General features: G+C 30.7%; 1 protein-coding gene. It reads left to right on the forward strand.

Annotated elements, in window-relative coordinates; all coding sequences use genetic code 11:
- On the forward strand, positions 1 to 424 hold a 424-nt coding region (locus ACTQZM_RS12070), incomplete at both ends, for a GBS Bsp-like repeat-containing protein (RefSeq protein ID WP_441653903.1).

The raw sequence follows: 424 nt of genomic DNA on the forward strand, positions 1-424 counted from the left end.
TTGTGCATATGAATATTGCCAATCATAAATACAATCGTGGAGAATATATGACGCATGTATATATGTATGGTAACAATGGAAAAGTAAAAGCTAAATCATTAGGTTATACAAACTTACCAGATGTCAATACGAAATTAGAAGCTGAAATTAAGAATGTAAATGTTCAAAACGGTAGTTATGACGTAGTTGTAAAAGGACAAATTAGTTCAGGAATCAAAGAAATCTATGTACCAATTTGGTCAGATAAGAGACAAAAGGATATCAAGTGGTATAAAGCAAGTAAACAATCTGATGGTAGCTACATTGTGCATATGAATATTGCCAATCATAAATACAATCGTGGAGAATATATGACGCATGTATATATGTATGGTAACAATGGAAAAGTAAAAGCTAAATCATTAGGTTATACAAACTTACCAGA

Origin of the sequence: Enterococcus cecorum (assembly GCF_052119425.1) — a bacterium.
GTDB lineage: Bacteria > Bacillota > Bacilli > Lactobacillales > Enterococcaceae > Enterococcus_E > Enterococcus_E cecorum_C.